The 23,754-nt window shown below is 59.9% G+C and carries 25 protein-coding genes; 4 read left to right on the top strand and 21 right to left on the bottom strand.

The window, feature by feature from the left end:
* Genes I6J72_RS02905 through I6J72_RS02885 form a run of 5 tightly spaced genes read right to left on the bottom strand, consistent with a single transcriptional unit; the run spans position 1 to position 3,999 of the window.
* A complete protein-coding gene (locus I6J72_RS02905; protein ID WP_204099855.1) occupies positions 1 to 285 on the bottom strand; it encodes an acylphosphatase in 285 nt (94 codons plus the stop codon).
* Positions 286 to 1,812, bottom strand: coding sequence for a sodium:alanine symporter family protein (locus tag I6J72_RS02900; protein ID WP_204099854.1), 1,527 nt, complete (start codon positions 1,810 to 1,812; stop codon positions 286 to 288).
* Between the two features lie 49 nt (positions 1,813 to 1,861).
* Positions 1,862 to 2,692: a bifunctional DNA-formamidopyrimidine glycosylase/DNA-(apurinic or apyrimidinic site) lyase gene (gene mutM, locus I6J72_RS02895; RefSeq protein ID WP_204099853.1), complete on the bottom strand. Its 831-nt coding sequence runs from the start codon at positions 2,690 to 2,692 to the stop codon at positions 1,862 to 1,864.
* Positions 2,693 to 3,463 (bottom strand): ribonuclease III, encoded by a 771-nt coding sequence (rnc, locus tag I6J72_RS02890; protein WP_204099852.1) that lies wholly within the window; start codon positions 3,461 to 3,463, stop codon positions 2,693 to 2,695.
* A complete protein-coding gene (locus I6J72_RS02885) occupies positions 3,460 to 3,999 on the bottom strand; it encodes a DUF177 domain-containing protein (RefSeq protein ID WP_204099851.1) in 540 nt (179 codons plus the stop codon). The genes rnc and I6J72_RS02885 overlap by 4 nt, the downstream gene beginning before the upstream one ends.
* Before the next feature lie 172 nt (positions 4,000 to 4,171).
* Here I6J72_RS02885 and I6J72_RS02880 point away from each other — a divergent pair, with 172 nt between their 5' ends.
* The gene (locus I6J72_RS02880; protein ID WP_204099850.1) at positions 4,172 to 4,792 is read left to right on the top strand and encodes a hypothetical protein; all 621 of its coding nucleotides are present in this window, start codon (positions 4,172 to 4,174) and stop codon (positions 4,790 to 4,792) included.
* A gap of 63 nt (positions 4,793 to 4,855) precedes the next feature.
* Here the strand turns inward: I6J72_RS02880 and I6J72_RS02875 are convergent, their stop codons facing one another.
* On the bottom strand, positions 4,856 to 5,650 hold the full coding sequence (locus I6J72_RS02875) for a DivIVA domain-containing protein (protein ID WP_239107473.1): 795 nt from the start codon (positions 5,648 to 5,650) through the stop codon (positions 4,856 to 4,858).
* Between the two features lie 137 nt (positions 5,651 to 5,787).
* Entirely contained in the window at positions 5,788 to 7,134 is a 1,347-nt protein-coding gene (gene gdhA, locus I6J72_RS02870) for an NADP-specific glutamate dehydrogenase (protein ID WP_204099849.1), read from the bottom strand.
* A gap of 173 nt (positions 7,135 to 7,307) precedes the next feature.
* Here gdhA and I6J72_RS02865 point away from each other — a divergent pair, with 173 nt between their 5' ends.
* Positions 7,308 to 8,471, top strand: a complete 1,164-nt coding sequence (locus tag I6J72_RS02865; RefSeq protein ID WP_204099848.1) for a glycerate kinase — start codon at positions 7,308 to 7,310, stop codon at positions 8,469 to 8,471.
* On the opposite strand, the gene I6J72_RS02860 is transcribed toward I6J72_RS02865, so the two are convergent.
* Complete coding sequence (locus I6J72_RS02860) at positions 8,461 to 8,859, bottom strand: hypothetical protein (protein WP_204099847.1); 399 nt, start codon at positions 8,857 to 8,859, stop codon at positions 8,461 to 8,463. The two genes, I6J72_RS02865 and I6J72_RS02860, sit on opposite strands and share 11 nt — an antisense overlap.
* Positions 8,860 to 8,895: 36 nt before the next feature.
* Here I6J72_RS02860 and I6J72_RS02855 point away from each other — a divergent pair, with 36 nt between their 5' ends.
* Both I6J72_RS02855 and I6J72_RS02850 read left to right on the top strand, forming a co-directional pair.
* Positions 8,896 to 10,095, top strand: coding sequence for an amidohydrolase (locus I6J72_RS02855; RefSeq protein ID WP_204099846.1), 1,200 nt, complete (start codon positions 8,896 to 8,898; stop codon positions 10,093 to 10,095).
* Positions 10,096 to 10,187: 92 nt separating this feature from the next.
* Complete coding sequence (locus I6J72_RS02850) at positions 10,188 to 12,578, top strand: glycogen/starch/alpha-glucan phosphorylase (protein ID WP_204099845.1); 2,391 nt, start codon at positions 10,188 to 10,190, stop codon at positions 12,576 to 12,578.
* Positions 12,579 to 12,693: 115 nt separating this feature from the next.
* On the opposite strand, the gene pyk is transcribed toward I6J72_RS02850, so the two are convergent.
* The 13 genes from pyk to I6J72_RS02785 all read right to left on the bottom strand — a co-directional run bounded on the left by pyk (position 12,694) and on the right by I6J72_RS02785 (position 23,737).
* A complete protein-coding gene (pyk, locus tag I6J72_RS02845) occupies positions 12,694 to 14,115 on the bottom strand; it encodes a pyruvate kinase (protein ID WP_204100410.1) in 1,422 nt (473 codons plus the stop codon).
* A 250-nt stretch (positions 14,116 to 14,365) separates the two neighbouring features.
* Positions 14,366 to 15,334, bottom strand: coding sequence for a prolipoprotein diacylglyceryl transferase (gene lgt / locus I6J72_RS02840; protein WP_239107472.1), 969 nt, complete (start codon positions 15,332 to 15,334; stop codon positions 14,366 to 14,368).
* A 52-nt stretch (positions 15,335 to 15,386) separates the two neighbouring features.
* Positions 15,387 to 16,214, bottom strand: a complete 828-nt coding sequence (locus I6J72_RS02835) for an indole-3-glycerol-phosphate synthase (RefSeq protein WP_204099844.1) — start codon at positions 16,212 to 16,214, stop codon at positions 15,387 to 15,389.
* 106 nt (positions 16,215 to 16,320) lie between these two features.
* Positions 16,321 to 16,953 (bottom strand): TIGR02234 family membrane protein, encoded by a 633-nt coding sequence (locus I6J72_RS02830; protein ID WP_204099843.1) that lies wholly within the window; start codon positions 16,951 to 16,953, stop codon positions 16,321 to 16,323.
* Positions 16,946 to 17,398, bottom strand: a complete 453-nt coding sequence (hisI, locus tag I6J72_RS02825; protein WP_204099842.1) for a phosphoribosyl-AMP cyclohydrolase — start codon at positions 17,396 to 17,398, stop codon at positions 16,946 to 16,948. Before hisI ends, I6J72_RS02830 begins: the two co-directional genes overlap by 8 nt.
* Positions 17,395 to 18,159 (bottom strand): imidazole glycerol phosphate synthase subunit HisF, encoded by a 765-nt coding sequence (gene hisF, locus I6J72_RS02820; RefSeq protein ID WP_204099841.1) that lies wholly within the window; start codon positions 18,157 to 18,159, stop codon positions 17,395 to 17,397. The genes hisI and hisF overlap by 4 nt, the downstream gene beginning before the upstream one ends.
* A gap of 88 nt (positions 18,160 to 18,247) precedes the next feature.
* Entirely contained in the window at positions 18,248 to 19,051 is an 804-nt protein-coding gene (locus I6J72_RS02815; RefSeq protein WP_115022794.1) for an inositol monophosphatase, read from the bottom strand.
* 5 nt (positions 19,052 to 19,056) lie between these two features.
* Complete coding sequence (gene priA, locus I6J72_RS02810) at positions 19,057 to 19,839, bottom strand: bifunctional 1-(5-phosphoribosyl)-5-((5-phosphoribosylamino)methylideneamino)imidazole-4-carboxamide isomerase/phosphoribosylanthranilate isomerase PriA (RefSeq protein ID WP_204099840.1); 783 nt, start codon at positions 19,837 to 19,839, stop codon at positions 19,057 to 19,059.
* Between the two features lie 30 nt (positions 19,840 to 19,869).
* The gene (hisH, locus tag I6J72_RS02805) at positions 19,870 to 20,505 is read right to left on the bottom strand and encodes an imidazole glycerol phosphate synthase subunit HisH (RefSeq protein ID WP_204099839.1); all 636 of its coding nucleotides are present in this window, start codon (positions 20,503 to 20,505) and stop codon (positions 19,870 to 19,872) included.
* Positions 20,502 to 21,776: an MFS transporter gene (locus I6J72_RS02800; protein ID WP_370552153.1), complete on the bottom strand. Its 1,275-nt coding sequence runs from the start codon at positions 21,774 to 21,776 to the stop codon at positions 20,502 to 20,504. Before I6J72_RS02800 ends, hisH begins: the two co-directional genes overlap by 4 nt.
* On the bottom strand, positions 21,773 to 21,955 hold the full coding sequence (locus I6J72_RS02795; RefSeq protein WP_115022800.1) for a hypothetical protein: 183 nt from the start codon (positions 21,953 to 21,955) through the stop codon (positions 21,773 to 21,775). The genes I6J72_RS02800 and I6J72_RS02795 overlap by 4 nt, the downstream gene beginning before the upstream one ends.
* Before the next feature lie 6 nt (positions 21,956 to 21,961).
* Positions 21,962 to 22,594: an imidazoleglycerol-phosphate dehydratase HisB gene (gene hisB / locus I6J72_RS02790; RefSeq protein ID WP_204099838.1), complete on the bottom strand. Its 633-nt coding sequence runs from the start codon at positions 22,592 to 22,594 to the stop codon at positions 21,962 to 21,964.
* A gap of 36 nt (positions 22,595 to 22,630) precedes the next feature.
* On the bottom strand, positions 22,631 to 23,737 hold the full coding sequence (locus I6J72_RS02785) for a histidinol-phosphate transaminase (RefSeq protein ID WP_204099837.1): 1,107 nt from the start codon (positions 23,735 to 23,737) through the stop codon (positions 22,631 to 22,633).
* Positions 23,738 to 23,754: the final 17 nt, after the last annotated feature.

The following is a 23,754-nucleotide window of genomic DNA, read 5'->3' as shown; positions in this document are numbered from 1 at the left end:
TTAGCGTTCGATGAAGCCGGACTCGCCGCGTGGCTCGGCCCACTGCTCCACCACCGCCTCAACCACACCGGGGCGACGGGTGGTGGACGGTTCTTCACGCAGCAATTCCAGCAAACGTTCGCACTTCTCACGTGGGCCTTCGGCGACGACCTGAACGCGGCCGTCCTGCAGGTTGGTGGCATGGCCAGCCAAACCCAATTCCAAGGCGCGGGAACGAGTCCACCAGCGGAAACCTACGCCCTGTACGGAGCCGAGAACGAACGCGGTCAGGCGCTGCTGTGGCATTTAAAACTCCCTCAAATTGGTGCGATCACCCAAGTCGTGCTGGTGCTGCAGTTGGATACGATCCTCCAGGCTGCGGCGGGTTACCGGATCCGAGCCATCCCAGCATTCCACGCCCTTCAGTTCCGGCAGCATATCACGGTGGAAGACCGGGTCCACGCCTTGACGGCGCTGCTCGTTGTAGTTCTTGAGCAGCTTGATGGCCACGCCCGACAGCGGCACGATGGCGCACACATTGAGCAGCACCATGATGGCCGCGCCGGTATCGGCAAGGTCGAAGATGGTACCCAACGGCGCGACCGCGCCATAGAAGACGAAGGCCAACACGATGGCACGGAAGGCCCACAGCACCCACTTCTTCTCCGAGAGGTACTCCACGTTGGACTCGGCAAGATAGTAATTGCCCAGAATCGAGGAGAACGCCAGGAAGAAGAGAATAAAGGTGACAAAGTGGATTCCCCACTCGCCAACCGTTCCGGCAAGAGCGTTCTGAGTCAGGGTAACGCCTTCGATGGCATCAGTACCGAAGGTCTCAAAGTCGGTGCCCAGCAAAATGACGAAAGCCGTGATGGAGCAGACTACGAGGGTGTCGAAGTACACACCGAGAGTCTGAACGAGACCCTGTTTGACTGGATGGGACACCGTGGCCGTTGCCGCGGCGTTAGGGGCAGAACCTTCACCGGCTTCGTTGGAGAACAACCCTCGCTGGATACCCTTAAGCATGGCCAAGCCCAAGGTGGCACCAGCAGCCTCACGGAGGCCGAAGGCAGAACCGATGATAGACACAATCATGTCCGGCACCTTGTCAAAGTTCAATGCCACAACGATGAACCCAACGACTAGGTAAGCGGCTGCCATGAAGGGAACAATAAATTGCGTCATGGTGGCAATACGCTGCACGCCACCCACGATGATAAGTCCCGCCACGAGGACCACGGCAATGCCGACGCCTGCCTTAAACGCCAGGGAATCCTGACCAAAGGAGGTAGCCAAAGAATCAGAAATAGCGTTGGTCTGGAAGGCGTTGTAGAACCAACCGAAGGTGATGGCGATGGCTACGGAAAACACCGTCGCCAGTGGGGTCCATCCCAGTCCGCGGGACATGTAGTAGGCGGGGCCGCCGCGGTAAGCATCGCCTTCGCGCACCTTCCACAACTGGGCCAGAGTGGACTCCACGAATGCCGTAGCACCACCCAAAATGGCGATGAGCCACATCCAGAACACCGCACCGGGACCACCCACCGAAATAGCCACGGCAACACCCGCAACATTGCCGGTACCGACGCGCGACGCTGCGGAAATAGTAAAGGCCTTGAACGCCGAAATTCCGCCATAATTGGCATCTTCGTCCACGCCGATGCCTTTGGGCTTTTCGACGACCGCCTTGAACATGTCCGGCACCATACGCACCTGCACCAAAGCGGTACGGATGCCGAAGAAGAGGCCGGCGGCGATGAGCAGCCACGGCAGAACATAGGACCAGAGGCTGTTATTAATGGCACCGATCACAGTGCTGAAAACTTCTTGCATGGGCCATAATCTTAACGGCACCACCTACTAGAGACCTACTTGTGCGCCCCTAGGCAGCACCCCTGCGCTGACAGGAGGGGCAATAATGCGTGCCGCGCCCACCCACCACAGTTTTCACCAATTCGGTTCCACATCGATCACAAGGCTGACCGCCACGTCCGTAGGCATGCAAAGAGCGGTCAAAGTACCCGGATTCGCCATTGACGTTGACGTAGAGTGCATCGAAGCTCGTGCCGCCAACGTCGAGTGCCGCGCGCATAACCTCAGCCGCTGCGCGCACAATCGCCGCGGCGTCCTTCTGACGCAGCGTGTTCGCCTTCTTCAGTGGAGATATACCTGCCGCCCATAGGGCCTCATCGGCGTAGATGTTGCCCACTCCGCTCACGACAGTTTGGTCCAAGAGTGCTACCTTGACGGCGGTTTTCTTAGCCCGGATGCGGCGCGCGGCCGCAGTGAGATCGAAGTCCGGTTCCAGCGGGTCAGGCGCAATGTGGGCCATAGTCAGCCACGGGGCCACACGCCAGTACCCGAAAGTGCGCTGGTCGACGAAGCTGATGGGGGTGGCGTCGTCAAGCACAGCTCGAATGCGCACGTGTGGGGAGTCCACCGCACCGATGCGCACTTGGCCGGACATTCCTAAATGGATGAAGAGGACATCACGGGCCGGGTCGCTCAGGTCCTCATCGGCGAATTCGAGCCACATGAATTTGCCACGGCGTGCTGCCGCGGCAATGGTCCGGCCTTCCACGAGCGCTGCGAGCGGCTCCTCCTGCCCACGGTTCGCCCGCGGGTGAAGCACCTCAACCGAGGTAAACATACGCCCAACGATGTAGGGCTCGAAGCCGCGGCGAACAGATTCGACTTCTGGAAGCTCCGGCATCTAGCTCTCTTTGGCTGCCGTGCCTTGGACTAGAAGCGGGGTTTCGCGCAGCGCCTGGCAGGCTTCTTCAGCTGCTTTCTGCTCCGCAAGCTTCTTATTGTGGCCCATACCGCGTCCCACGGTCAGACCAGCGACAGTGGCCACGGCGCTAAAGGTTTGATCATGCTCCGGACCAGTCGACGTCGCCGAATACACCGGCATTGCTGCCTTCAGCTCCGCGCAGAGCTCCTGCAGAGTTGTCTTCCAGTCCATGTGGCGGCCAGAAACAACGGCGTTCTCAATCTTGGCGGCAAAAAGGTTCAGGATGACCTTGCGCGCTACCTCGAATCCATGCTGGCGGTAAATCGCTCCCAGGATCGCTTCTGTGGTATCAGCAAGGATGGAGTCCTTATCCCGGCCGCCAGTGGACTGCTCGCCTTTGCCCAACAGGACGTGCTTGCCCAGATCGATCTCACGGGCCACATCAGACAAGCCATAGCGCGACACGATGGAGGCGCGCATCTTGGAAATGTCCGATTCCGGGCGGGACGGGTAGCGCTCATAGAGTTTCGCAGCAATCGACAAGCCCAGCACGGCATCCCCAAGGAACTCGAGGCGCTCGTTGTTGGGTAGGTGACCGTTCTCATTGGCAAAGGAACGGTGCGTCAGCGCCAAGCACAAGTGCTCGTCACTAATGTCGACGCCCAGCGCGGTGAGCAACGGGGCGTGATCCACCTCGGCATAGGCAGCGGCGAGGGCTTCTTCCCCTGTGAGCTTCTTTTTCTTGCTCATAGGAACTTCTCCAGACCTGACCAGCGGGGATCTACACGTTCTTCTTCACCGGAGACACCCGTGGTAACGCCCTCCGGCGTATCAGCTTCGCAGCCGCCCTCGCAGGTCGGGGCGAAAGGCAAAGTCAGCCCGGCTTCATCAATAACGGTCTGCAGCAGATCGAGGACGCCGTCCTTGACTTCTGGTACTTCATCACCGGAACCTTGGTCCTGCTCATCAGCGTCGTCGCCACTGATGAAGGACTCATCCGCCGCGAAGACTTGGGATACGTGGAGATCCAATTCTGGGTGGAGTTCCGCCAAGCAGCGCGCGCATTCACCGCTGAGGGTGCCAGCGACATCAGCATCCACCAGAATGCCTGATCCCAACGGGGTCAGGGTGGCGTCTACCGTTAGCTCATCGCCTTTCGGAATGGCGATCATTTCTACACCGATGCGCTCCGGGGCGGGGCCGGTTTGAACGCGGTGCTCGGGCAGCGCTTCGGAGCCTTGGGTGCGCAACAATTCCGTCACGTCGAACTTCAAAGGTGAATTCATAGCATCACCCAGCTTACCCTGTAGCGCCTAATCCCCCACTCCGGCGCCAGCTGGCAATGCCTGCCAGCTGACCCCCGCTGACTGGCAGCAGCCTGAATGCTGGGGCACAACCGCGTAGGGACTTGCTTGCAGCACTCGCTAAGCGGTGCTTCTACCCCTACGGTGGAATGACATGAGCAACGTCACTACTCATTCAGCCACCATCACGGACACGGCGCACGACCTCGCGGGGCTCTACCCGCTGCAGTGCCTCGCCCCAGCCGTGGTGTTGGCCGCCGTCGGCGTGGTGGTCCGACACGTGGTGACGCGACATCGGCCGAGTGTCTTTGGCCGTGATGGCCTAATGCTGCACCATGTGGCCCCGATCGCCGCCCTCGCCGGCATTATGGTGGGCGCCGTGGCGCTGCTACCGCTGCACTTCAGTTCCACCGTGATTATCTCGTCGGCAGTGTTTTCCCTGTTTGCCGCGTTCATTGTCTGGGGCGCCCGGGAATCTGTTTCCGCAGCGTTCCTCACCATCGGCATGATGATGCTCAGCGTTGGCACAGTTGACCTCATGATTGCCTTGGCTGGCGCCCCGTGGGCTCCTCTCACCGATCCCCTCACGGGTGGACTGGGCTTTGGCAGCATGTGGGTACTCTATGCACTACCCGGCATTATTGCTGCTGGCCTCGCTGCCGCGTTCAGCACCATGCCTGCGGCTGAGGCCGACCGCATTCGCCGCGCCGAGGCTGCCCGCGAAGCTTCCAAGGCCCTCGATGCCTCGCACCGCTCTTTCCCCGCCGCTGCTTAAGGATGAGCTCCCAGTAACGGCCCTGACAAGGGCCTCAACTGGGAGCTTTACGCGTGGTGCGCTCTAGTAGTCGCGCGGTGCGCGGGGCGCGCGACGGGGACGGGACTCGCTGCGTTCCCAGCTTTCGCTGCGCGCATCGCCACGCACCTCACGGCCTTCTGGGCGTGCGTCGGCACGGGAGTCACCGCGCGACTCCCCTCGGGAGCGCACACCCGCACCGCGGCGCAGAGCGGAACGGTCATTGTTCACGGTGCGCAACAGATCAGACAGCGTAGTTTCGAATTCACCCAGCTTTGCGTCCACAAACTCGTCGCACTCGGTGCGCAAGCGGTTGGACTCAGAATGCGCAGTTTCGACAATGCGGTGTGCCTCATCATCAGCGCGGCGCACAACCTCAGATTCAGAAACGAGACGTTCCTGCTCTGCTTGGCCGGCAGCAACGGTGCGCTGGTATTCCTCATCTGCTTGCGCACGGGTGCGCTCAGCATCGGCACGGGCATTATCCACCAAGGTGGTAGCTTCATCTTCGGCCTGGGCCACCATGGTGGTGGCGCGGTGTTGGGCGTCGGCAAGCATAGCGTCCGCGTCCTCACGTGCACGAGTAACCGTGTCATCTGCCTGGGCATTGGCATCCGAAATAATCTGGTCTGCGCGCTCCTCCGCTCCCTGCAGGATTTCATCCTGCTTGTCCAAGACGTCCTGAGCGTCATCCATTTCAACGGGGAGGGCATTACGGAGGTCATCAAGAAGCGCCAGCATCTCGTGGCGAGGGACCATGCAATTAGAGGTCATCGGAACGGCGTAGGCCTGTTCCAGATTGCGAACAAGTTCATCGAGGGACTCAAAAACGCGGTACATGGCACCAGCCTAACCAAGCCCGCGCGCAGCGCGACGTATCCCACGCGGGTGTTGACAGCGAAAACCTCCCCGTCACGCTCTCGTTCACGAGTGCGAGGGGGAGGTGTGCGAGGTGGCAGAACGCGTAATGCAGAACGTTAGATAACGCCCTGCGCCAGCATGGCGTCCGCGACCTTCTTAAAGCCTGCGATATTGGCGCCGGCCACGTAATCTCCGTCGAGACCATAGTCCTTCGACGTCTTATCGATGGTGCGGAAGATGCTCGACATGATGTCGTGCAGGCGCTGATCGGTGTACTCAAAGGTCCAGGAGTCACGGGAGGCGTTTTGCTGCATTTCCAGTGCGGAGGTAGCAACACCACCTGCGTTAGCTGCCTTGCCCGGCGCGAACGCGATTTTCTGATCCAAGAAGTAGTGGACTGCCTCCGGGGTACAGGGCATATTGGCGCCCTCCGCGACGTAGCGGACCTTGTTGCCGACCAGCAGCTTGGCGTCATCACCATCGAGTTCGTTCTGGGTTGCACACGGCAGAGCGACGTCCGCGTGAACCTCCCAGACGTTGCCGCCCTCGTGGTACTCCACTCCTTCACCAGCCTCCTTGGCATACGTGGCGATACGTTCACGGCGAACTTCCTTGATGTCCTTAAGCAGATCCAAGTCCACGCCCGTCGGGGTGGTGATGTAGCCGGAGGAGTCCGACATGGCCACAACAGTGCCGCCTAGCTGCTGAACCTTTTCCGCAGCGTAGATGGCCACATTGCCGGAACCAGACACGATAACCTTGGCGCCCTCGAAGGACTCGCCGTGCGCCTTCATCATCTCTGCGGTGAGGTACACCAAGCCGTAGCCGGTAGCCTCGGTACGCACTAGTGACCCGCCCCAGGTCAGACCCTTACCCGTGAGGATGCCGGACTCGTGCTTGTTCTCGAGGCGGCGGTACTGGCCGAAGAGGTAACCAATTTCGCGGCCACCCACACCAATGTCACCGGCCGGAACGTCGCGGTATTCACCGATGTGGTTGTGCAGCTCAGTCATAAAGGACTGGCAGAAGCGCATAACTTCAGCATCGGACTTGCCCTTAGGGTCAAAGTCCGAGCCGCCCTTGCCGCCACCAATGGGCAAGCCAGTCAAGGAGTTCTTAAAGATCTGTTCAAAACCCAGAAACTTGATAATGCCCAGGTTCACGCTGGGGTGGAAACGCAGGCCGCCCTTGTACGGGCCCAGAGCAGAGTTGAATTGCACACGAAAACCGCGATTGACCTGAATATCTCCATTGTCATCGACCCACGGGACGCGGAAGATAAGCTGACGCTCTGGCTCGCAAAGACGCTCAACCAGGCCATAATCCGCGTAGTGCGGGTCCTTATTGAGGACGATCTTGAGGGAATCAAGGACCTCAGCGAGCGCCTGGTGAAACTCGGGTTCGCCTGCGTTCCGCTTCAGAAGCTTGGTGTAATAATCAGAGATCTGCTGGTCGATGGACATGGCAATCCTTTCATCTGGCACTGATCCGAATGGAAAGTGCTTCATACAATGAACAGTTGTTAGTTTTCTATCATTCGACCTAAATCGCAACCCGGTCTGCCCCACCAATCACTAACACGCAGCTCAGATGCCCAAAATTTATTCGCCACGCAAGGGCCCATATACTCTTGAACATGCGCATCCTTGTTGCCCCCGACTCTTTCAAAGGTACCGCCACTGCAAGCGAAGCCGCTGGCGCGATTGCTCTCGGCGCTCGGCGCGCCCTGAGTAGTGCCGACCTTGCCGCTACGTCCACTGTGACAACGCTTCCCATGGCTGATGGTGGCGAAGGTACTGCCGAGGTTCTTGCCAGCGCCGCAGTCGCGCGTACTGGCAGCACTGGCCAGACTATTACGCTACCCACCACGGATGCGGTGGGCCGCCTCACCGAAGCCAGCTACTACCTCGTGGGTGAGGAGGCGTTTATCGACGTCGCCGCGGCAACCGGCCTGCCTGCCGTGTCCGATGCCCTCGACCCGCTCCACGCAGATTCCTACGGCACCGGTGTGCTTATTGCTGACGCGGAAGCTCGCGGGGCGAAACACATCGTTTTAGGTTTAGGCGGAAGCGCCTGCATCGACGGTGGCCTAGGAATTCTCGCCGCATTGGGCGCTGCAGCCCACGATGCACGCGGCTATGCGCTTCCGAAAGGCGGCGCTCCGCTAGTCACCCTCGACACCATCGATACCGCGCAGCTCAACATGAAAGCTGCCATGCTGGATTACACGTTGGTGACCGATACCCGCGCGGTCCCCATCCAAGCAGCCACGATGTATGGCCCACAAAAAGGTGCCGAAGGCGAGCAAATAGCACTGCTAGCGGGTGCCATGCTGCAACTGTGCGAAGTCACCGGTACCGACCCACAGGCAGAATTCATGGGTGCGGCCGGTGGCATCCCAATTGCATTGAGCTGGCTCTCCCGCACGCTGTGGGGCACAGATGAGCACTGCAGGATTGTCCCCGGCGGGCGGCACGTCGCTGAAGCGCTGAATCTCCCCGCACGCGCCGCAGAGGCCGATCTCCTCATCACTGGTGAAGGCCGCTTTGACGAGCAGTCCCTTACCGGAAAGGTAGTCGGCACACTGGCCGAGCTCGCCGCAGAAGCAGCAGGTTCCCCCTCCCTCGGCATCATTGCCGGTTCCGCGACTACCCCAGCCCCAGCTGGGGTACTACTCCGGGAACTGGAAGGCGACGGCAACGGTGCTTCCAGCAGCGAGGTGGCCGCAGCAATCAGCAGCGCCGCCGAGCGCCTCGTCACAGAATTTGTTGAGTCATCCGTTCAGGACGCTAAGGATTAACCTGCACTGACCACGGGAAGATGGCGGGGCGCTCGTGTGCGACTTCATCCTCGAGCAGAACGTGATCCTTCGGAAGCACCGCATGGGGCGTCAGTAAACGGGAAAGCACCATGGTGAGCTGATTGACAGACCCTGTCACGCCCTCCATCGCAATCTCATATCGGTGGACACTCGCGCCTTCGAGATCGCGGTCTTCATGTTCATCGCGGTAGGTCTGGCGCAGCTGTTCCTCCAGCCCCTCTTGGATCGCCGGTTCCTCAACGTGGGTAACATCGGCTGAGGTCAGCGAATTGTTATCCACCAGCTTCTGCGTGGCAGTACTGAAGATTTCGGCAACGCGCTCGGCTTGGGCATCCGGCACCAGAACATCAAACTGAATCATTGTCATGTAGGCAACCCTACCCTAACTTGGAGGACAGAAACTATGGCAGATCCCACACTCGCCGCCCTTCTCAGCAGTGACTCCGTTGACCTCTCCTGGCAGCGCGCTTTCTACGAGGATCTGCACTCCCACCCAGAACTCTCCCACGAGGAGGAACGTACTGCACGGTGCATCCTGGGGCAGCTCGACAAATATGACTGTGAGGTTGTCCCCGGCATCGGCGGCCATGGCATCGTCGCCATCTTCCGCAACGGTGACGGACCCACAGCGCTCATGCGCGCGGATTTCGACGCGTTACCCGTGACTGAGGAGACTGGCGTTGACTTCGCCGCCACCAACGGCAAGATGCATGCGTGCGGCCACGACGTCCATACCACCGCGCTTTTGGGCGCCTGTGCGCTTATCGACGTCCACCGCGACGCTTGGCAAGGAACCTTCCTCGCGCTCTTTCAGCCGGCGGAGGAATCCTCTATGGGAGCCAAGTACATGATTGCCGATGGCCTCACCGAACGCGTGCCGAAGCCGGACGTCTGCTTGGGTCAACACGTCATGCCTGGACCTGCTGGGCAGGTCCAATCCACATCTGGCCCCATCCTCGCGGGCTGCGATTCCCTGCGCATCCACATCACGGGCCGCTCCGCTCACGCCTCCATGCCGCACGAATCCATCGATCCCTCGTACGTTGCTGCAATGGTGGTCACGCGCCTCCAAGCCATCGTGGGCCGCGAGGTTCCTCCCCATGACTTCTTTGTCATCTCCGTCGGCGAGCTGCACGCAGGAGATAAGAACAACATCATCCCCGGCAGCGCCGAGCTCGTGCTCAATACCCGCTACTACAAGCCGGAATTAGCCGAACGCGTCTATGCCTCCCTGGAACGCATGGTGCGCGCAGAGTGCGTAGCCTCTGGCTGCCCCGCCGAGCCAACCTTTGAGTATTACGCTCATGGCGAAGTAACCGATAACGACCCCGTCGCGCACGACACCGTGCACGCCTCCTTCGACGAGGTCTTTGGGGAGCTGTCTGTTACCGCCACGCCGTCCACGGTGTCCGAGGACTTTTGCTACCTTCCGCAGGCATGGGGCGTGCCCTACTACTTCTGGTTCATCGGCTCTACTCCAGATGAGCTCCTCGCTAACCCTCCGGTCAACCACCAGTCCACCTTCCTACCGGACTACGCCCCCACGATGGACTCCGCTACCCGTGCCGCCGCCGCTGCGGTCCTGTCTTTCCTCAAGCTCTAGAGCCGACGTGCGCACTGCGTATCGACACGGAACTGGTTAAGCTTGGGGGTGGTATTTTCCATACATTTCGAGTGCAACTTCAAAGGAATTTCATGAGCCAGCCCCAGCACGCCGATTTTCAGACCGCAGTTCCCGGACACGTTCGCGCAGCCTCTGGCGTGACGCCGCCAACTGCCTCCAACCGCAAGTTCTGGTCCGGCCTATCCGCCGCGGTCATGGAACAGATTGCTGATAACTGGGAAGCCACCCGCAACGCGTATGCCGCTGCTCGCCAGCAGCACTACTTCTCCGCAGAGTTCCTGCAGGGCCGCGCGCTGCTCAACAACCTCACCAACGTCGGTCTCGTCGATGAGGCTCGCGCCGCCGCCAAGGCTGCTGGCCACGAGTTGGCTGATGTTCTCGAAGCCGAGCATGATGCCGCTCTGGGTAACGGCGGTTTGGGCCGTCTTGCCGCGTGCTTCCTCGACTCCGCTGTAACCCAGGATTACCCGGTGACCGGTTACGGTCTCCTGTACCGCTATGGCTTGTTCCGCCAGTCCTTCGAGAACGGCTTCCAGCGCGAGGAGCCGGATGCCTGGATGGAGAACGGCTACGACTTCGTCATTCGCCGCGCCTCCGAGCAGCGCCGCATCCACTTCGATGACATGGATGTTCGCGCCATCCCGTATGACATGCCCATTACCGGCTATGACACCGATAACGTTGGTACCCTGCGTTTGTGGAAGTCCGAACCCATCGATGAGTTCGACTATGATGCTTTCAACTCCCAGCGCTTCACCGAGGCCATCGTCGAACGCGAGCGCGTCATGGACATCTGCCGCGTGCTCTACCCCAACGACACCACCTACGAAGGCAAGGTCCTGCGTGTTCGCCAGCAGTACTTCTTCGTCTCTGCATCTCTGCAGCAGATGATTGATAACTACATTGAGCACCATGGTGACGACCTCACGGGTTTTGCCAAGTACAACTGCATCCAGCTCAATGACACCCACCCAGTGCTCGCCATTCCGGAACTGCTGCGCCTGCTTCTCGACGAGCACGGGATGGGCTGGGATGAAGCGTGGAAGGTTATCACTGAAACCTTCGCGTATACCAACCACACGGTCTTGGCAGAGGCCCTGGAAAGCTGGGAAGTCTCCATCTTCCAGAAGCTGTTCTGGCGCATCTGGGAGCTCGTGGAAGAAATTGACCGTCGATTCCGTGAGGACATGGCTCAGCGCGGGCTGGATCAGGGCCGCATCGACTACATGGCGCCCGTCTCCAACGGCCAGGTCCACATGGCGTGGATTGCTTGCTACGCCGCCTACTCCATTAATGGCGTGGCGGCCCTGCACACCGAGATCATCAAGGCAGATACGCTGTCCGAGTGGCACGAACTGTGGCCGGAGAAGTTCAACAACAAGACCAACGGTGTGACCCCGCGCCGCTGGCTGCGCATGTGCAACCCGCGCCTGTCGGGCCTACTTACTGAGCAGGCCGGTTCCGATGCCTGGGTCACCGATCTGACTGAGCTGGCCAAGCTCGTGCCGTTGGCGGAGGATGAGAAGGTTCTGCGTCAGCTCATCAACGTCAAGCGCGCCAACAAGCAAGACTTTGCGACGTGGATTGAGGAGCACCAAGGCTCCACCGTGGACCCCGATTCCATTTTTGACGTCCAGATTAAGCGCCTCCACGAGTACAAGCGTCAGCTCATGAATGCTCTGTACATTCTGGATCTTTACTTCCGTATCAAGGTCGATGGTGAAACCGTTCCAAAGCGCACCTTCATCTTCGGCGCGAAGGCCGCCCCGGGCTATGTCCGCGCCAAGGCCATCATCAAGCTCATCAACACCATCGGGGATCTGGTGAACAACGACCCGGCTACCAAGGACGTGCTCAACGTTGTCTTCGTGGAGAACTACAACGTCTCCCCCGCCGAGCACATTATCCCGGCCGCAGATGTCTCCGAGCAGATTTCCGTCGCGGGTAAGGAGGCATCGGGTACCTCCAACATGAAGTTCATGATGAACGGCGCACTGACACTGGGCACCATGGATGGTGCCAACGTTGAGATCGTCGAGGCAGTGGGCGAAGAAAACGCCTATATCTTCGGTGCTCGCAACGAGGAGATCCCGCAGCTGCGCGCTGAGTACCGCCCCGGTGAGCTCTACCACTCTGTTCCGGGACTGGCCCGCGTTCTGGATGCCCTCACCGATGGCACTCTGGGATCGGAGAATAACGGCATGTTTGGTGACCTGCGTTCCTCGCTTCTGGATGGTTTTGGCGAGCACGCTCAGGACACCTACTACGTCTTGGGTGACTTCGCCGACTACCGTGAGACCCGCGACCGCATGGCCGCTGACTATGACGCCGATGAGATGGAGTGGGCCAAGAAGGCCTGGCTGAACATCTGCTACTCCGGTCGCTTCTCCTCCGACCGCACCATTGCGGACTACGCCAACGAGGTATGGAAGCTGGCCCCGACCCCCATCGCCAGCATCTAGTCCGCCACCAAGCGTCGCACGTGCAGAATAAGTAACACCGCCGCCCTCCCTCCTCGAGGGACAGCGGCGGTGTTATAGCGTTTTTCTCTATGCGGGGTATGCGGGGAGAGCGTGATTATTTGTCGCGCAGGGTTTCACCGAGCTGGTGAACCTGAATCATGTTGGTGTTACCAGAGATTCCCGGAGGGGTACCGGCGATAACGACGATCACGTCGCCTTCCTTGTACTTGTCCATTCTGAGGAGGGCCTCATCGATGCTAACCATCATGTCATCTGTGGACTTGACCTCAGAGCTCAAGAAAGTTTCCGCACCCCAGGTCAGAGCCAACTGCGAGCGAACTGCCGGGTGAGGAGTAAACGCCAGCAACGGCAGCGGAGAGTGCAAACGAGCCACACGCTTCGCCGTGTCACCGGACGTGGTGAAGGCGACGATGGCCTTCGCGTTAAGGCGCTCTGCGATATCGCGCGCGGAGTAGGACACCACGCCTCGCTTGGTGCGCGGCACATGGCTCAGGGGCGGAACTTGGCCGCCAGACTCAGCGTTAGCCACGATCTTGGACATCGTGCGCACCACGTTCTGCGGGTCGATACCGACGGAGGTCTCACCCGAGAGCATGACGGCATCTGCACCGTCGAGCACGGCATTAGCCACGTCGGATGCCTCCGCACGAGTCGGGCGCAGGTTGGAAATCATGGAATCTAGCATCTGGGTAGCCACGATGACCGGCTTGGCGTTCTCGCGTGCAATCTGGATGGCGCGCTTCTGGAACAGCGGAACCTGCTCGAGCGGAACCTCCACACCCAAGTCACCACGGGCAATCATGATGGCGTCGAAAGCCAACACGATGGACTCGAGAGCATCAACAGCCTCCGGCTTCTCCAGCTTGGCAATAACCGGAACGCGACGGCCTTCCTCATCCATGATCTCGTGGACCTTGTCCACATCCGCTGGGGAGCGAACGAAGGACAGGGCAATCATGTCAACGCCTAGCTTCAGCGCGAAGCGAAGGTCAGCGATGTCCTTCTCCGACAGAGCCGGCACGGAGATGTCCATGCCCGGCAAGGAGACACCCTTGTTATTGGAGACCGGGCCACCTTCGGTGACCTCACAAACAACGTCGTTGCCTTCTACTTCCTTGCACACGACGGCAACCTTGCCATCGTCGATCAGCAGGCGGTCTCCCGGCTTGGCATCCTTGGCCAAGCCCTTGTAGGTGGTGGAGACGCGGTCGTGGGTACCTTCGACGTCATCGACGGTGATTCGGACGACTTCGCCTTCCTTCCACATCTCCTCACCGTTGACAAAGCGCCCCAGACGAATCTTGGGACCCTGAAGGTCAGCGAGGACACCGACGGCGTGGCCGGTCTCATCGGTAGCTTCGCGGACCCAGGCGTAATTTGCTTCGTGGTCTGCATGCTCGCCGTGGGACATGTTCAGACGCGCGACGTCCATGCCCGCTTCCACCAAGCCAAGGATTCCCTCCTTGCTTGCCACTGCGGGACCCAACGTACAAACGATTTTGGTTCTTCTATCCAACATGGAGTGCCTTATTCGCATCGGGGATGTCTAACGGTTCCCAAACTACCCCCGTTTTCTAGTCTCTGCCACTATAAATGTCGCTCACATCCCCATCGGAGCCGTGCCGTTGCACCCTTCCGAGCCCCGCTTTCCATTGCAAAACCCAAGACGAAACAGGCGCGAGCGGGCATGCTCAAACAATTCCGGCAGGCCTCATCGGACACAGCGCTCAACGGTAGCACCGCCCACTCATGAACTGTGATTCCGGCTACTGCGCCGTACCGCCGGCAGAGGAAGCATCAGAGTGAGGGTACCGGTGAGCCTGTGAACCCGCGCGCCCATCAACGCCAACGCTACGGTCTTCGCCACCTTTGGCGCGATGCGGATCAACCTCTTCGGGAGTCTCCTGGCCGCGTGGCAGACGAAGATACACGATAAGCGCAACGATGAAGCAGACGACGGACACAATGACGTTGACGCGCAATCCAAAAATGTGCGTGGCCTCATCCGCGCGCATGTTTTCAACCACGAAACGTCCGGCAGTGTACCCCGCCACGTACAGCGCAAAGACACGCCCATGTCCCAACTTCCAGGCTTTGTGCGCCCACACAAGGAAGATACAAATGATCACGTTCCACACGAGCTCGTAGAGAAAGGTCGGGTGCACCGACGTCATGACTTCACCCGTAGAACGTCCACTAATCGGTGCGTAGTCACCGTTCTCATTGACGCGGTAGTAAATATCGAGAGCCCAGGGCACCGTGGTTTCCCGGCCGTAGAGCTCTTGGTTAAACCAGTTTCCTAGGCGCCCAATGGCCTGGGCCAGGATGAGGCCGGGTGCTACGGCGTCGGCAAACGGCCCCAGCGGAATGCCCTTGATTTTAAACATGACCCACACAGCTACCGCTCCGAGCGCCACCGCGCCCCAGATGCCGAGGCCACCGTTGGTGATTTTTAATGCATCGATGGGGTCACACGTGGAACAGAAGTATTTATCGTAATCCGTGATCACGTGATAAAGACGCCCACCGATAATTCCGGCTGGAATGACCACGATGGCCGCGTCCCACACCACGTCTGGGTTTCCTCCCCGCGCAGTGTAGCGACGCAACGTCATCCACATAGCGACGAGGATGCCCAGAATGATGCACATGGCATAGGCCCGAATCGGAATCGGACCCAGGTGCCATACGCCCTGAGGCGGGGAAGGGATATTCGCGAGGTAGTAAATCTGCACGGGAGATAGTGTGCCTGAAAAATGCGGGTACTACAACGCGTCCGCGACGGATCTAGACCTTGCGGGACGGACAGGCCGGGTGTTGTCCGGCTGCCACGAGCGAACGAGCAAGGGCCATGGGGTCCTGCGCCGCCATGATTGACTCACCCACAAGGATGGCATCCGCGCCGTGCGAGGCATACGCCAGCACGTTGCGAGGGCTGTTCACGCCGCCGACGGCGATGCGGGTTATGGATTCGGGCAGACCGGGCGAGATAGTAGAAAAGGCCTCCCGATTAATAGCATCGGAGGCCAAAGACCACGCATTGATTGCCACAACAGAGCCACCAGCCTTGATGACTCGATCTACTTCGGCACACGTGCGCACCTCAAGAATGGCGGTCATTCCCAACGACTCCACGCGGTCCAGCAATGACTCGAGCCGGGCTTGCTCAAGCAGCTCTACTTGCAGCGGAATAGCGTCCGCGCCATAGCAACGTGCCTCATGAACCTGATAGGGATCAACGATGATGTCGCGGCAGACCATCGGTATGTCCACGGCATCGCGGGCAACCCGCATGTCCTCTAACGAACCGTGAAAACGACGGCGATCCGTCTGGCAGGCCATAACGTGAACGCCAGCTTGCTCAAGATCGTGGGCCAAAGCCGCCACTGACTGCGGGCTATCTAAGTGCGCAATTTCACCGGCATATGGCACGGCGCGCTTGATTTCGGTGATGATGGAACATCCCGGTCGGAGCAGGGCCGTCGCGGCGTCGCGCGGAGTATCCATGTCGCGGGATCGCGCTTTCACTTCTTTGAAGGGAACACGAGCCTCACGCGCGGAGACATCGGCAAGCACGCCAGCGACGAGATGATCGACGGCGATTGGGGTAGGCATCAGCACCTCCCTCCGTGAAGAGACTCAAGGACAAACCGGGCGATTGAGATCACAAACAGGCTAGCGCGCAGACACCTCTAACCGGAAATCCGGGGTACCCAACGCACTAGGTGCGCGGAGGAGTATCCGTAGGATCGATATCGGCGTCGAGCGCATCCCACATCACGCGGCCAGAGTCTTGGGAAGTCTCCATATCCTCCTGCAGGCGCTCCTGGCGCACGGCCGGGGTTTCATATTTGGCGGTTCGCGGTTTATCCACGCCGGGGTTGCTGGCCACCATGACCGCGCCAAACAGGGCGAGTGCAGCACCGATGATGGCGAGGACCGGCCCGGCAGACGACGCATCGGCGGTGAGCACTACAGCCCAGTCAGAAATCGTCGTCGAATCCACCGAGGTGTCATTCGTTCCACCGTGCAGCAGCTCCTGGGCGCGCTCAGCCTCGGCGCCTGCAGTGAGCAACGCCACGGGACGCCATGCGGCACCTGCTGCGGCCAGCGCAGTGAGGATAGCCACGATTCGTCGTGCAGTCCGGCGCAATGCCAGCGCGGCCACGCTACCTGCCAGAATCACGACCGTAAGTGCAATAAGTTCGAGTGACCACAAGGAACCTGACAAGGTCATCACGCTCGACCCGGCTTTATCATCCTCGACTGCGGCCGTTACCCACGTCATACGAGAGGACAGCCACAGCACAATTGCGCCCACGACCATGAGAATGGGTCCCCATCGTTTAGCCATCTGCGGGCTCCTTCCTGCTGCCGGATGCGCTGTCGTTGTTCGCGGAGTCCGCGAAAAGGTCGTGGGCGTCAAAGCACGTGCGGTCACCTGTATGACAGGCACCGCCTGCTTGACGCACGGTGAGCAGGATAGTGTCGCCATCACAATCGAGGCGCGCACCGATGACTTCTTGGGTATGGCCTGACGTTAAGCCCTTGACCCAGTACTCCTGGCGAGAACGTGAGTAATAGGTCCCCCGGCGCGTGGCCAATGTGTAGGCCAGAGCATGGTCATCCATCCACGCCATCATGAGGACTTCGCCGCGTTCTGACTGCACAATGGCCGGCACCAGCCCAGCCTCATTGCGCTTCAGGTGCTGGGCTATTTCCGCGGTGAGTTCGTAGTCTTCGACTCTATCGTCGCTACTGCTTGTGGAGTTGTGTGTCGATTCCTGTGCCGTGCTCACTGCCGCACCTCATAACCGGCATCAGCGAGTTCCTGCTTAACTGCCGAAATCTCGACTTCACCAAAGTGAAAAATACTGGCGGCCAAGACGGCATTAGCTCCGGCCGCAACGGCTGGTGGAAAATGCTCAGCCTTACCCGCACCACCGGAAGCAATGACGGGAACAGAAACCGCCGCGCGGACGGCCTCGAGGAGCTCAATGTCGAAACCTGCCTTGGTGCCATCACCATCCATCGAGTTGAGCAGGATTTCACCCACTCCTAGATCCTCACCGCGGCGAGCCCACTCCACGGCATCCAAGCCCGCAGGTGTGGTGCCGCCGTGAGTTGTGACTTCAAAACCACTCGGATAGTCCGGGGCACGGCGGGCGTCAACGGAGAGCACGATGCACTGCGAACCGAAGACATCGGCGAGCTCCCGCAACAACTCTGGACGGGCAATCGCCGAAGAATTGACGGAGACCTTATCGGCGCCCGCCCGCAATAGTTCGCGCACATCCTCCACCGAACGTACGCCACCGCCCACGGTCAAAGGGATAAAGACCTGGTCCGCGGTGCGGCGCACGACATCGAGCATCGTGCCCCGTCCATCCTTGGACGCGGAGACGTCCAAGAAGGTGAGTTCATCCGCGCCCAGCTGGTCATAGCGAGCAGCAAGCTCAACTGGGTCACCGGCATCACGCAGGTTGGCAAAGTTGACGCCTTTGACCACGCGGCCATTGTCAACGTCAAGGCACGGGATCACGCGCACAGCAAGCGCCATGATGAAAGTCCTCCTCGGGAGATGAGATAGTAATGGATAATTTGCCTTTGGGCCTCAACGCTCAAGGCCTTAAGGCACTGTGCGAAGATCAGCGCTGGCCCCGCGGGTTGCGGGAAATGGCATCCAAAATGGTGGCATGGACTTGCGGGGTACCACCGACAAAGCCCTTCGAGGTAGCGGTCCACTCGTTTCCATCGGGATCACTGACACGTCCACCGGCAGCCTTAATCATCAGCGCACCAGCAGCGTTATCCCACACGTGCGGCGAAAAATTCACGGCACCATCGAACACGCCCTGCGCCACGAAGGCATTATCCAGTCCAACGGATCCGGTCATACGCGGACGCAGTCCTGTTTCGCGGAGATCATTGAACAAATCAATGGGAAGGTGCGAGGAGCAGCCGACGTGACCACGTGCCTCATCGAAGCCTTGGGCGCCTTCTCCCCCGCCGAACCCGGTGGCCGGTCCTCCGCTAGAACGCAGCGGCATGCCCTCAGCGGCGACAACGCGGCGCTCGAGCAGCGGGAAATCCGCCACGGCAACGATCGGCTTCGCCTCATGCAGAAGCGACACCAGAACTCCGCAGCAAGGATTGCCAGCAGAATAGTTAGCGGTACCATCCACTGGGTCCACAACCCACACGGTATCTTCCAAAGCACCGCCAGACTCCTCCCCAAAGATGGGAATTCCGGTGAGCTGGCTCAAGGTCACACGCAATTGCTCCTCGATGTGCAGGTCCACTTCGGTGGCGAAATCGCCTTCGCCTTTGAAGCGGGCTGGTTCCGCACCAAGGCCTGCGCGGAAAAGGTCATTGACCTGGTCCACCGCAGCCTCAGCAAAAGCAACGAGCTCGCGAGGATCCGAGGAAGAAAGTCCAGTCATCGGGGCCATGTACCTTAGTCCTCCTCGATAGGGTCGATGTACTCCTCGGCCGGAAGTGGGGTGACCTCAGCAACGGCTGCGAGTGCGTCACTCAGCGTAAAACGTTCCTCATACAGCGCCTTGCCGATGATGGCGGAGTCGATGCCCTCGTTCTCGTACAGGGCCAATTCACGCAGATCATCCAGCGTGGAGATTCCACCCGACGCGGTCACTGCAGCATCGGTTGCTGCCGCTACCTCACGCAACAGCTCGATGTTCGGACCTTGGAGCGTGCCGTCCTTGGACACATCGGTAACCACAAAACGGGTGCAGCCAGCAGCATCAAGGCGCTCGAGTACCTCCCAGAGGTCCCCGCCGTCGGACACCCAGCCATGTCCACGCGTACGCCATTCACCATCAACAAGCTGTACTGCCAAGTCCACAGCGATGCGGTCGCCATGCTCCGCGAGCACCTTGGCAATCCAGTCCGGTTGCTCCAGCGCCGCGGTACCGATATTGACGCGACGGGCGCCGGTGGCTAATGCTCGGGCGAGGGATTCATCATCGCGGATACCACCGGTGAGTTCCACCTCAAGGTCCACGCTAGATGTGATTTCCGCAAGCAGCTCATGGTTGGAACCGCGGCCAAATGCGGCGTCGAGGTCCACGGCATGCAACCACTGCGCCCCTTGGGCCTGCCATTTAAGGGCGGCCTCACGCGGAGAGCCATAGGACTTTTCGGTTCCGGCTTCTCCTTGGTCCAAGCGCACAGCCTGGCCATCAACAACGTCAACCGCGGGCAACAGTGTAAAGCTCATGGTGCGTAGTCTACCTTTCAGGCACGCGCTTTAAAGCGTTCCAACCCAGTTCTTTAACAGCTGCGAGCCCACGTCCCCGGACTTTTCCGGGTGGAACTGCGTAGCCCACAACGCGCCATTGTCCACGGCAGCCACAAAACGATCGCCGCCATATTCTGTCCACGCAACTTTAGGCGGCTCGGTAATTTCGGTCTCCAACTCCCAGCTGCGAGCAGCATATGAGTGAACGAAGTAGAAGCGATCCTCGGCGTTGATGTTGTCAAACATGCGGCTGCCCTGTGGCATCTCCACGGTGTTCCACCCCATGTGAGGCAGCACGTCTGCCTGGAGCTTTCCGACGTCCCCCGGCCACTCACCGCAGCCTTCTGTGTGAACACCGTGTTCAGTGCCGGATTCAAAAAGCACCTGCATACCCACGCAAATGCCCAACACCGGGCGGCCACCAGCAAGGCGCTGGCCGATAATGCGCGGCCCCTGGGCTGCGCGCAAACCTTCCATGCACGCAGCGAAGGCACCAACACCAGGGACCAGCAGGCCATCCGCCTCGACTGCGAGGGCGGGATCCGCAGTCACCGTGACGTGTGCGCCGACACGCTCAAGGGCGCGAACCGCGGAGCGCAGGTTACCCGCTCCATAGTCCAGGATGGCAACGTTGTGAGAGCTCATCGTGGGTCCTTTCCGGGCCTCCTCGGCCGCCTAATCATGCGAAGTCGCGTTTGAATGTCGTTGATTTCACTCACGCGAGTCTTGCCCAAAGCGCTGTCAGCCAACGTCATGAGCAGACCCACCGCAATGATGGCAGAACCCACGGCGAAGGCACCGTCATATCCGGACATCGCTACGACCGCTCCCAGAGCGGTGGAGCCGAGACCGGTGCCTCCGTCGTAGAAAATGTTCCACACCGCCGAACCTTCGGACAGGCGCTCGCGCGGCAGGCGATCAAACATCGACAGCAAAGCCTCGTTTTGGACGATGCCAAATCCAGCTCCGTACACCATCGTTCCGAAGACCAGCAACCAAATGGACCACTCCTGCCACAGCACTGCAGCAATCAGGCCGACACCAAAGACGGAAAAAATCTGTGCAGGAATCATGAGCGTGCCCGGCTTGCCCGCACGGTCAGCGACCACGCCAGCCACGTAGCGGAAGATCATCGCCGCACCACCGATCACGGACAACATGAAGCCGCCAAGCACGGCGCCGCGTTCCGGATCGAGCTCACGCACGGCCGGGGAGATGAAGTTCGACGCCACACCGTAGCTCACCGAGAAACTCGTCAGCGCCAAGGCAGGGACGAGGACGAGCTTCCACATGGGAGCGCGTGGAGTCGTATCCGAAGGATCTGGGCTTCCCACAGGTGCCGCCTTAATCTTCGGCACCAGAATGCACGTGAAGAAGCCCAACAAGCCCAAACCTGCTGCCAACAAGTACACGAGGTTGTAGTTATATGCAGCAGCGACGGCGAGGCCGACCGGCAAGAAAGCCATTTGAGCTGCGCCAATGAAAAGGCCGAAGATACCCGTCGCCTTACCCAGCAGGCGCCGCGGCGTAATCTCTGCGATGAGAGCATTCTCCGCCACCGTCAGAGCACCGAAACCTACGCCACGCAGGGCAGAAAACCCGAGGGCGATAGGCGCGGCGTCACCAAGCATATGGCCCAGCGCAGGAACACCCAGCAGAAGTGCTGAGGAGGCCATGATGGGGCGGTAGCCAAAAATTCGAAGCAGCATCGGCGTGATCATCTGGGTCAGCACGGTCGCCAACATGAAGACGCCGGTGGTCGCACCAGCCAGGGTCGCGGACCCACCGGCGTCGAGAACCGCTAACGGCACGACCGGCAGCAACACCGACCATGCACCGAAAGCGGAGACCACCGCGATCATGGTCTCTTTAAAGCCGACGACCTTCCATACATTCGTCGGAGTCGCTTCAGTCACTTCGCCGCCACCCCTGCCGAAAAGATATCCAGCAGCCAGGCCAGCGCAGCGGCTACGGTGATGGCTGCCAGCACACCGGCCACAACGGTCAGCAGTTTCGAGTCATTCTGGTAGGCCGACCACGCGCCGCCGATGAGCACACCAGCAACGAGGAAAAGAATAAGAACAACAATGTTCATAACGTCTTAGAGGGCTCCCTTCGTCGAGGGGACGCCGCTCACGCGCGGATCACGCTCAGTGGCTTGACGCAGTGCACGGGCGACGGCCTTGTACTCCGCTTCGGTGATGTGGTGAGGGTCGCGACCATAGCGCACGTTGACGTGCAGCGTTGTTGCCGAGTGGATAGCGAAGGTTTCGAAGAAGTGACGGTTTATCACCGTGGCATAGTGGCCACCGATAATCTGCCACTCGAGGTTCTCGGGTTCGCCATTCATGACGAAGTACGGGCGGCCAGAAATGTCCACGACGGCCTCAACCAAGGTCTCATCCATGGGCAGCAACTGGGAGCCAAAGCGGCGAATACCCGACTTGTCCCCCAGTGCCTCCAAGAACGCGCGCCCCATAACGATGGCGGTGTCTTCGACGGTGTGGTGCGCGTCGATGTCGATATCGCCCTCAGCATGGACGGTGAGGTCGAAGGAGCCGTGAGTACTCACCGCAGTGAGCATATGATCAAAGAACGGCAAACCGGTGGAAATATCCGCCTGTCCTGTGCCGTCGAGATTGATTTCTACGGAGATCCTCGTCTCCCCCGTGGCGCGCTCAGCGCGGCCAATCCGGACACCGTTGCCCTGGCGCGCAGTGACGTCGGCACTCATATTCTCACGTTCCTCCTTCACCTCGTGTTCACGGCGTTATTTCTGGATCATCTCTACTGTATCTGCCAAGTCCGCCGCCGCAGAAAGGAAGGCATCATTTTCTTGCGGCAGACCAATCGTGGCGCGCAGTAATCCCGGAACTCCGTTGTCACGGATAAGAACATCGCGGTCGAGGAAGCCTTGCCACACCGCATGTTGGTCGGCAAAGCGCCCAAAGGACACAAAGTTAGATTCGCTGGGAACAACGTAGTAGCCCAGCTCCTCGAGTCGATTAACCACGCGCTCACGTTCGGCCGACAGCTTCGCCACCGTGCTCAAGGTTTCTTCCTTGTGCTCGATGGCCACGATGGCCGCAATTTGAGACAGCACCGAAAGGTGATACGGCAAACGCACGAGCATGACGGCCTCCACGAAGGCGGGGTCCGCCACAAAATACCCCAAACGGCCACCGGCGAAGTCGAAGGCCTTCGACATCGTGCGGGAGACCACGAGCTTGGTGGGATACTTCTCTAGCAACGTGGTGGCTGATGGCGACGCTGAAAACTCCATATACGCCTCATCTACGATGACAATGCCCGGCGCGGCCTGGATGATCTTCTCTACCAGCTCAATCGGGGTGACATCACCGGTGGGGTTGTTCGGGGTGGTGATGAAGATGACGTCGGGCTGGTGCTTCTCGACGTCCCTCAGCGCCGCCTCTTCATCAATCCGGAAGTCCTCATCACGTGGGGAGGAAATGAATTCCGTCTGCGTACCTGCACACAAGATGGGGTGCATGGAATAGCTCGGAGTAAACCCCAGTGCGCTGCGTCCGGGCCCACCGAAAGCCTGGAGGAGCTGCTGCAAAACTTCGTTCGATCCATTGGCTGCCCACACGTTATCCACACTCACAGCCACGCCGGTCTGCTCAGAAACGTAGTCCGCCAAGGCAGTGCGCAGCTCCACAGCATCGCGCTCCGGGTAACGGTTGAGCTGCGCAGCATGCTTCTCGACGGCCTTCACCATATCCCATATCAGCGCTTCCGACGGCGGGTACGGGTTCTCGTTGGTATTGAGCTGGTTCGTGACCGTCAACTGCGGTGCGCCATAGGCGCTGGAGCCGCGCAGTTCTTCACGCAGGGGAAGATCTTTCATCTCAGCCATGGTCTCGGCCTCCTCAA

The sequence above is a fragment of the Corynebacterium sp. FDAARGOS 1242 genome (assembly GCF_016889985.1).
Lineage (GTDB): Bacteria > Actinomycetota > Actinomycetes > Mycobacteriales > Mycobacteriaceae > Corynebacterium > Corynebacterium minutissimum_B.
This window is presented reverse-complemented; position numbering and strand designations above follow the sequence as displayed.

Coding starts and splice junctions, on each gene's coding strand:
- I6J72_RS02905 (WP_204099855.1), bottom strand. CDS start 285: ATGCCACAGCAGCGCCTGACCGCGTTCGTTCTCGGCTCCGTACAGGGC.
- I6J72_RS02900 (WP_204099854.1), bottom strand. CDS start 1,812: ATGCAAGAAGTTTTCAGCACTGTGATCGGTGCCATTAATAACAGCCTC.
- mutM (WP_204099853.1), bottom strand. CDS start 2,692: ATGCCGGAGCTTCCAGAAGTCGAATCTGTTCGCCGCGGCTTCGAGCCC.
- rnc (WP_204099852.1), bottom strand. CDS start 3,463: ATGAGCAAGAAAAAGAAGCTCACAGGGGAAGAAGCCCTCGCCGCTGCC.
- I6J72_RS02885 (WP_204099851.1), bottom strand. CDS start 3,999: ATGAATTCACCTTTGAAGTTCGACGTGACGGAATTGTTGCGCACCCAA.
- I6J72_RS02880 (WP_204099850.1), top strand. CDS start 4,172: ATGAGCAACGTCACTACTCATTCAGCCACCATCACGGACACGGCGCAC.
- I6J72_RS02875 (WP_239107473.1), bottom strand. CDS start 5,650: ATGTACCGCGTTTTTGAGTCCCTCGATGAACTTGTTCGCAATCTGGAA.
- gdhA (WP_204099849.1), bottom strand. CDS start 7,134: ATGTCCATCGACCAGCAGATCTCTGATTATTACACCAAGCTTCTGAAG.
- I6J72_RS02865 (WP_204099848.1), top strand. CDS start 7,308: ATGCGCATCCTTGTTGCCCCCGACTCTTTCAAAGGTACCGCCACTGCA.
- I6J72_RS02860 (WP_204099847.1), bottom strand. CDS start 8,859: ATGACAATGATTCAGTTTGATGTTCTGGTGCCGGATGCCCAAGCCGAG.
- I6J72_RS02855 (WP_204099846.1), top strand. CDS start 8,896: ATGGCAGATCCCACACTCGCCGCCCTTCTCAGCAGTGACTCCGTTGAC.
- I6J72_RS02850 (WP_204099845.1), top strand. CDS start 10,188: ATGAGCCAGCCCCAGCACGCCGATTTTCAGACCGCAGTTCCCGGACAC.
- I6J72_RS02835 (WP_204099844.1), bottom strand. CDS start 16,214: ATGCCTACCCCAATCGCCGTCGATCATCTCGTCGCTGGCGTGCTTGCC.
- I6J72_RS02830 (WP_204099843.1), bottom strand. CDS start 16,953: ATGGCTAAACGATGGGGACCCATTCTCATGGTCGTGGGCGCAATTGTG.
- hisF (WP_204099841.1), bottom strand. CDS start 18,159: ATGGCGCTTGCTGTGCGCGTGATCCCGTGCCTTGACGTTGACAATGGC.
- I6J72_RS02815 (WP_115022794.1), bottom strand. CDS start 19,051: ATGGCCCCGATGACTGGACTTTCTTCCTCGGATCCTCGCGAGCTCGTT.
- priA (WP_204099840.1), bottom strand. CDS start 19,839: ATGAGCTTTACACTGTTGCCCGCGGTTGACGTTGTTGATGGCCAGGCT.
- hisH (WP_204099839.1), bottom strand. CDS start 20,505: ATGAGCTCTCACAACGTTGCCATCCTGGACTATGGAGCGGGTAACCTG.
- I6J72_RS02795 (WP_115022800.1), bottom strand. CDS start 21,955: ATGAACATTGTTGTTCTTATTCTTTTCCTCGTTGCTGGTGTGCTCATC.
- hisB (WP_204099838.1), bottom strand. CDS start 22,594: ATGAGTGCCGACGTCACTGCGCGCCAGGGCAACGGTGTCCGGATTGGC.
- I6J72_RS02785 (WP_204099837.1), bottom strand. CDS start 23,737: ATGGCTGAGATGAAAGATCTTCCCCTGCGTGAAGAACTGCGCGGCTCC.